The following is a 7,025-nucleotide window of genomic DNA, read 5'->3' as shown; positions in this document are numbered from 1 at the left end:
AAAATCACCGACAATTCGATTTTTAAATATTCTAGGGTTATGTGAAGATAAAGTTCGTACATTACGCCAGTATCGATCTAGGCCTAAATCTTTGTCTGTTGCTGAAGCGCCTAAAGCATCAAATAAAATCGTAGAAGCATTTAAAATCAAATCGGTAATAACCGTTTGAGATTGTGCACTTTCAAGCTCAGCAAGTGCATTTTGCTCTTCTTCAAGCTGCTCATTATTTTGAAATGCAACTAAGTAAGCACGTTGTAAGCTTTGTGCGACTTTTTCAACAATCGCCCCTGCACTGTAAGCAGCTCCACGGATTTGCCCCACCACTTGTAAAATTTGCGGGTCCTGTTTTACAAATTGAGCGTTAGCATGAGTGTAGTTTCGGGTACGTTTAGCAACAGCTTGAGAAACATCATAGGTCGCAGCTCGCCCTAAACCTGTAATGATTGCCAGTTGGACCAATTGATAATAAGCTGCTGAATATTTAAAGCGGTCATCATCAGGTAAGATTTCAGTTTCATCAACTAATACATCGTGGAAATATGCCGTACCACTTGCTGTGAGTTGCTGACCAAAGCCATTCCAGTCATCTACAATTTCAACGCCTTCATCTTCACGGCGCACAACGACCGAGCCAGACTCTCCATTTAAATCTGTTACACCAACGTCAACCCAATCTGCATATAGGCTACCTGTGGTGTAGTATTTTTGACCTTTAAGGCGAATTTTTCCGTCAGCATCCCGATATAAGTGAGTTTCGAATTGATCGATTGACTCTTTTCCACCCTCTGACCATGCACTACCCACCGTTTCACCATTGGCAATTCGGCTTAGCCAGCGCTGTTGAAACACTTTGTCTTTACCCACTAAGACATCTTCAGTGAAACCAAAATGCACACGCAAAGCTTGCGGTAAGTTTGAATCGGCCTCTGCAAGTTCAATGAGCAATGCAAATAATTCAGGAATAGTTGCATCAAAGCCCCCATGAGCTTTGGGAAGTCGTAAACGCGTAAAACCAATATCTTTGAGCCACTGAAGTTGTTCATAAGGCAAAATATGCTGCTGCTCACGGATTAAAGCCCCTTCTTTAATACGCGCAAAAGTCGGTCTGAAATTTTTTGCCAATTCATCATAACGTTCTGAAGGCCCTTCACCCCACACGCGAGAAATAATTGAAGCCTGACTAAGTGCAGCATGCGTTAGTGAACCGAGATGATGCTCAAAATTTAAATTTGTCATTTATGTAAAACCAATATTGCTTTGCTTTTACCATAAAATATTTATTTCACATGAAAACGATTATTTTTTTATAACTGTATTCATTCTTTATATAACGCAAAGCAAAAGCTTACAGCACTAAGCTAGCGCTTTCTTGTTAAGACTATGCTGACTTTGCAATAAGGTTTGCATATATTCTGAATAGACAGATAATTTTTCGAAAATATGCTCTGAATAGAACATATCATCAATTAAATGCGTCATTTGAGGCGTCGTGAAGGTGTCACATAACCCGACAAGCTCTGCATTCATTTGAGCAAATTTCGTGCATAATTTTACATAAGTGTCATCTTTATTTTTAAATAATAATTTACGCATTTCCAATTCATTTATATCTTTTAAATCATCACTTTTTTGGGGGTTAATCCAATAAATTTCGACTTTTAAGAACTGCTCAAGCTCTTTCAAATGTTCTAAATCAATATCTAAATCGGTGATTAAGAAAACGGTAGAGATATCACTTCGGCACAGCGCTTTGATTAAGCTTAAATAAATAAACTCAACTTCATTAAGCTCTCCAAGTTCTAAATCTATATATACTTTTAAGCTTTCTAAAACTTCATCGATCTTGAAAAGTACCTTTTTTTCAGCTTGATAATATTTATTAAGAATAGAAAGCACAGGTGCTGTCGCAGGTGTTGTGTAAATGGCTGCTTTATTTAAATTGGCAAATATAAAAGGTGAAAATAGGTAAGCAACACTGCTTTGCTTTAGGTGAATATGAGATTGAATTAAATATACAGTTTGAGATTTAGAAAAGTCTCTGAGAACCTTCGCTCTTAATAAAGTTGCTTCGAAGTTAACATAGGTCTGCTCTAATTGAGCCATTATAGACGCTGGAATAGGCTGATTTTTAATAATTTTATGCAGGACATTGAGTTGAGAAGTAGTAAACATTTTTTAACATCCAAGCTATTTTAGAAGAGCTACACTTAAATCAGGTCTTTAATAACCTACGCAACAACCAGACCTCACACAAAACAACAAGGGAATAAAAAAGAAGTAATTTATCCTGCGCTTATATAAAAACCAAAGTCGCATTGATGTTGTTTAGAACGATGATTTTGGCCATTCGTAAATCGTGTTCATTTATTTTGGACTTTAGGTGAATGGATATATAGCTACAGATAATTGAAAAAAAACTATAGCACACCTCACAATTGCTCCAGACTGTTATAGTTTTATAAAAAATTTCTGTATCTAGATATACAAAATTAGCGAGTGCATGATTAAGAAAGCTTCTTAAGGTAGGTAGTTTTCATGAAACGATCTATGGTGCATCGTCAGATATTTCATCAATGTTTCAATGCAACATGCATTTTTACAAATGCAACATCAAGCATAAACTTTGTTAACAGACTGAGAACAATTAATCAGTCTATTCTCTTGAAATATCAAGCAATTATATTACTTCGCCCTGTTGGCATTTTACTTGCTAATAACATTTATCACAGAAGTAAGTTCAATTGTCAAAATACTTTATTGCCTGAAAATAAGTATTTAACTCATTTAATCATCAGCTAGTTCACAGGGGGAAAGTTTATGAGCCTCGGTCTAACCGCTCTAGAATTAGCGCGAATACAATTTGCTTTTACAGTATCCTTCCATATTATTTTTCCAGCCACTTCCATCGGTCTTGCCTGCTTTTTAGCAGTGTTAGAATGGAAATGGTTAAGAACCCAAAACCCGATTTATAAAGATCTCTTTAAATACTGGATTAAGATCTTTGCAGTTGCCTTTGGTATGGGTGTGGTCTCGGGCGTGGTCATGAGTTACCAGTTCGGTACTAACTGGAGTGAATTTTCACGCGTCGCCGGAAGTATTACTGGTCCTTTACTTACCTATGAAGTCTTGAGTGCCTTCTTTTTAGAAGCAGGTTTCTTAGGCATTATGTTATTTGGTTGGGGACGTGTTGGTCCTCGAGCCCATTTCTTCGCAACACTTATGGTGGCCATCGGAACATGTATTTCCATGTTCTGGATTTTATCTTCTAATAGCTGGATGCAGACCCCTCAAGGCTTTGCCATCGAAAATGGCATTATTGTGCCAAAAGACTGGTTTGCAATTGTCTTTAACCCATCCTTCCCTTACCGCTTTGCCCACATGGGTGCAGCAGCCTTCTTGGTTTCATCATTATTGGTCGTCGGAACTTCTGCATGGCATTTAGTAAAAGGCCGTCGTGATGAATTGGTGAAAAAATCGTTCTCGATGGGTCTTTGGATGGTGCTTGTGACTTCATGTTTGCAAGTGGTAATTGGCGATAATCATGGTTTGAATACTCGTGAACATCAACCTGCCAAACTTGCAGCAATGGAAGGTCACTGGGAAACCAATCACAATGAGCCTATGCCTTTATTGTTATTCGCAATTCCCGATATGAAAGAAGAACGAAACCATTTTGAAGTGGGTGTTCCTTATTTGGGTAGCTTAATTTTAACGCATAGCTTGGATGGCCAAGTGACGGGTTTAAAAGATTTCGCACCTGAAGACCGTCCCAATTCAACGATTGTTTTCTGGAGCTTCCGTGTGATGGTGGGCCTTGGCGTACTCATGGTCACCTTGTCTTTAATTGCACTTTGGCTACGTAAACGCGGAAAACTCTATGAAACTTCGTGGTTCCATAAATTTGCTTTAGTTATGGGACCATCTGGTTATGTCGCTATGCTTGCAGGTTGGGTAACCACAGAGGTTGGCCGTCAGCCGTGGGTTGTGTACGGCATTATGCGAACTAAAGATGGACTTTCACATACGGTTTCTGCAGAACAAGTCGGACTGAGCCTGTTTATTTTTGTGGTGGTGTATACCATCGTTTTTGGTAGCGGTATTTACTACACCTTAAAACTAATTAACAAAGGCCCATCATTTATTGATACACCAAATGTTGAAACTGGTGGCGTAGGACACTTTAAAACACCAATGCGTCCACTTAGTGCAGTCGATGAAAATATTGACAGCAAACAAAACTCTGGGGAGAACCGTCATGATTGATCTTTCTTTAATATGGGTCGGTATTATCGGTTTAGGTGTCATGATTTATGTGGTCATGGACGGCTTCGACTTAGGAATCGGGATTATGTTCCCCTTCATTAAGAACAGCCAAGAACGTGACGTGATGATGAATACCGTGGCTCCTGTCTGGGATGGTAATGAAACGTGGATGGTTCTCGGTGGTGCTGGTCTATATGCTGCCTTTCCACTGGTCTATTCAACAGTTTTATCAGCACTCTATTTACCGATCATTTTTATGGTGATTGCCCTGATTTTCCGTGGCGTTGCTTTTGAATTCCGTTTTAAAGCCCATCGTACTAAACATCTTTGGGATTTAGCCTTTATCTGGGGTTCAATTTTAACCAGTTTTCTCCAAGGGATTATTTTAGGTGCTTATATTCAAGGGATTAAAACCGAAAATGGTATTTATGCGGGTGGATCACTTGATTGGTTATCTCCATTTACGATCTTTACAGGTATTGGCGTAGTTGCTATGTATGCCACTTTAGGATGTGGATGGCTCATCTTAAAAACTGAAAAAGGCTTGCAGCAACGTATGTATGAGCTTATGCCAAAGCTGATTATTGCACTGCTCATTATTTTTGGTGGTGTAAGTTTATATACGCCGTTAACTCATCCTGAAATTGCAGATCGCTGGTTCTCTTTACCAAACCTGTTCTATTTTAGCCCTGTGCCTATTTTGGTCTTATTGTTTGTCGGCCTGATTTTATCAGCGTGTAAAAAGCAACAACATGACCTTAAGCCATTTGTATATACACTGGCCCTAGTCTTCCTTGCATTTACAGGCTTCGTCATTAGTTTGTGGCCATATATTATTCCGCCATCAGTGACTATTTGGCAGGCAGCGGCCCCTCACTCAAGCCAGATGTTTGCTTTGGTTGGCGCACTGATTCTGATTCCAATCATTATTGCTTACACCATTGTGTCTTACTGGGTATTTAGAGACAAAGTTCGTGTAGGTGATGAAGGTTATCACTAAATGTATGGGGGTTTTATGAAAAAGTTATCAGTCAAACTCAATCAAACCCAATGGTTTATTCTGCTATGGCTTGCTGGCTTTTTAGCTTTAGGTGTTATTGCGGGTTTGTTTAAAGTCATATTGATTTATGCTGCCCCTTATTTAAAGTAATTCCAACTTTCTAAACAAATGCCGTTTGTAGATTCTGCAAACGGCATTTATTATGAGTAAGTGCATCTTTTATTTTGTCATTTTGGCAGCCAATACATGTATAAATCTGAACAACTTGCCCATAGTATTCGCCAACTTATTGAAAGTGGCACTTTAAATGCGCATGAAAAATTACCTTCATTAAGAGATCAAGTACAACGTTCTGGTTTTAGCTTAATGACCGTTATGAATGCTTACCAAGAACTTGAATCGCAAGGCCTTATCTATTCAAAAGAAAAATCAGGTTATTTCGTTGCTGAGCAAATTGCTCTTAAACCTTTAGAGCAGTATGCAGTTGTTTCGCTCAATTCTAAAATTGAAATTAATTCTTTAGTTTTTAAATATCTTAAATCGATTCAACATGAATCTGTCGTACCTTTTGGCTCGGCTTTTCCAGATAGTCAGCTTTTATATGCACCAAAGTTAATTCAGATTATGGGGCAGCTTGCACGTCAAAAAAACAGTTATGACCAGACCACAAGCCTACCTCCAGGTAATTTAGCGTTAAGAAAACTAATTGCTCAACGCTATTGTATGCAAGGCATACAGACCGACCCAAATGATATTGTCATTACATCCGGCGGATTAGATGCACTTAATCTTTCTTTGCAAGCAGTTGCTCAGCCGGGTGATTATATTTTATTACAGCAAAACGTATTTTATGGAGCTTGGCAGGCTGCAGAACGTTTAGGGCTAAAAGTGATTACGATTCCTGAACACCCTCAACATGGTTTTGACCTCGATGCTTTTGAGCAGGTCATTCACAATTATCCGATTAAAGTATGTTGGCTCATGCTAAATAGCCACAACCCAATTGGCTTTACAGTCAGTGATGACATTAAATATAAAATTGCCAAGTTGCTTCACGAAAACCAAATTTATTTGATTGAAGATGATGTCTATGAAGAGCTTTTTTACGGCGGCCAAAAACCGCTTTCAATGAAGTATTTTGACCAGCAAAATCTGGTGCTTCACTGCTCGTCTTTTTCTAAAACATTAGGGGCAGGTTTTCGGGTCGGTTGGGTCTATGCGGGTAAATTTTCAGACCATATTCAGCACTTGCAGCTCATGAGTACCATTTCAGTAAATTCACTCATTCAAAATGCATTGGTTGAATTTTTGTCTCATCATCATTATGAAAAGCACTTGCGTACTCTACGACTTTCACTAGAACGTTATAAAAAACAGTTTTATCATTATTTAAAACAAAACCTGCCTGCTTCATGCGAATTGTACTACTACCCAAGTGGTTATTTTCTTTGGGTTAAACTCCCTAGCACGCTAGACAGTATGCGAGTTTATGAAGAATTGATCCAACAGAATATTGGTGTAGCTCCAAGCCAATTATTTAGTGTTTTACCCTCACAGCAGCATTATTTACGAATCAACTGCTCTTTTGAATGGAACTCTAAAATTCAAGATGCATTAGATCAAATCATTAAAACCATTCAGCAATAAGATAAAGCAGGTTCATCAATCAACTCTTCGACCTAAGCACAATTTTATGGTCTTTATTTTGTGGTAACTTGATCGTTCAAATCTATAGTTTTAAGGGAAACAGGTTCAAGGTATT

6 protein-coding genes are annotated in these 7,025 nt (G+C 38.4%); 4 read left to right on the top strand and 2 right to left on the bottom strand.

All coding sequences use genetic code 11. The annotated features are described in order from the left end of the window. On the bottom strand, window positions 1-1,236 hold a 1,236-nt coding region (locus tag NL42_RS04155), incomplete at its 3' end, for an acyl-CoA dehydrogenase family protein (protein WP_461311864.1). A 117-nt stretch (window positions 1,237-1,353) separates the two neighbouring features. Next, complete coding sequence (locus NL42_RS04150; protein ID WP_461311863.1) at window positions 1,354-2,172, bottom strand: hypothetical protein; 819 nt, start codon at window positions 2,170-2,172, stop codon at window positions 1,354-1,356. A gap of 645 nt (window positions 2,173-2,817) precedes the next feature. Here NL42_RS04150 and NL42_RS04145 point away from each other — a divergent pair. From NL42_RS04145 to NL42_RS04130, 4 genes are all read left to right on the top strand, one after another. Then, window positions 2,818-4,263 (top strand): cytochrome ubiquinol oxidase subunit I, encoded by a 1,446-nt coding sequence (locus NL42_RS04145; protein WP_446090627.1) that lies wholly within the window; start codon window positions 2,818-2,820, stop codon window positions 4,261-4,263. Continuing rightward, on the top strand, window positions 4,256-5,263 hold the full coding sequence (gene cydB, locus NL42_RS04140) for a cytochrome d ubiquinol oxidase subunit II (RefSeq protein WP_309455528.1): 1,008 nt from the start codon (window positions 4,256-4,258) through the stop codon (window positions 5,261-5,263). The genes NL42_RS04145 and cydB overlap by 8 nt, the downstream gene beginning before the upstream one ends. Window positions 5,264-5,278: 15 nt before the next feature. Next, window positions 5,279-5,413, top strand: a complete 135-nt coding sequence (locus tag NL42_RS04135; protein ID WP_080645724.1) for a hypothetical protein — start codon at window positions 5,279-5,281, stop codon at window positions 5,411-5,413. A 96-nt stretch (window positions 5,414-5,509) separates the two neighbouring features. Further along, window positions 5,510-6,910 carry an aminotransferase-like domain-containing protein gene (locus tag NL42_RS04130; RefSeq protein WP_461311862.1) on the top strand — a complete coding sequence of 467 codons (1,401 nt, stop codon included), beginning with the start codon at window positions 5,510-5,512 and terminating at the stop codon, window positions 6,908-6,910. Window positions 6,911-7,025: the final 115 nt, after the last annotated feature.

It is taken from the genome of Acinetobacter sp. GN11 (assembly GCF_054823985.1).
Note: the sequence above shows the minus strand (reverse complement) of the source record. Positions and strands in the feature narration are given on the sequence as shown.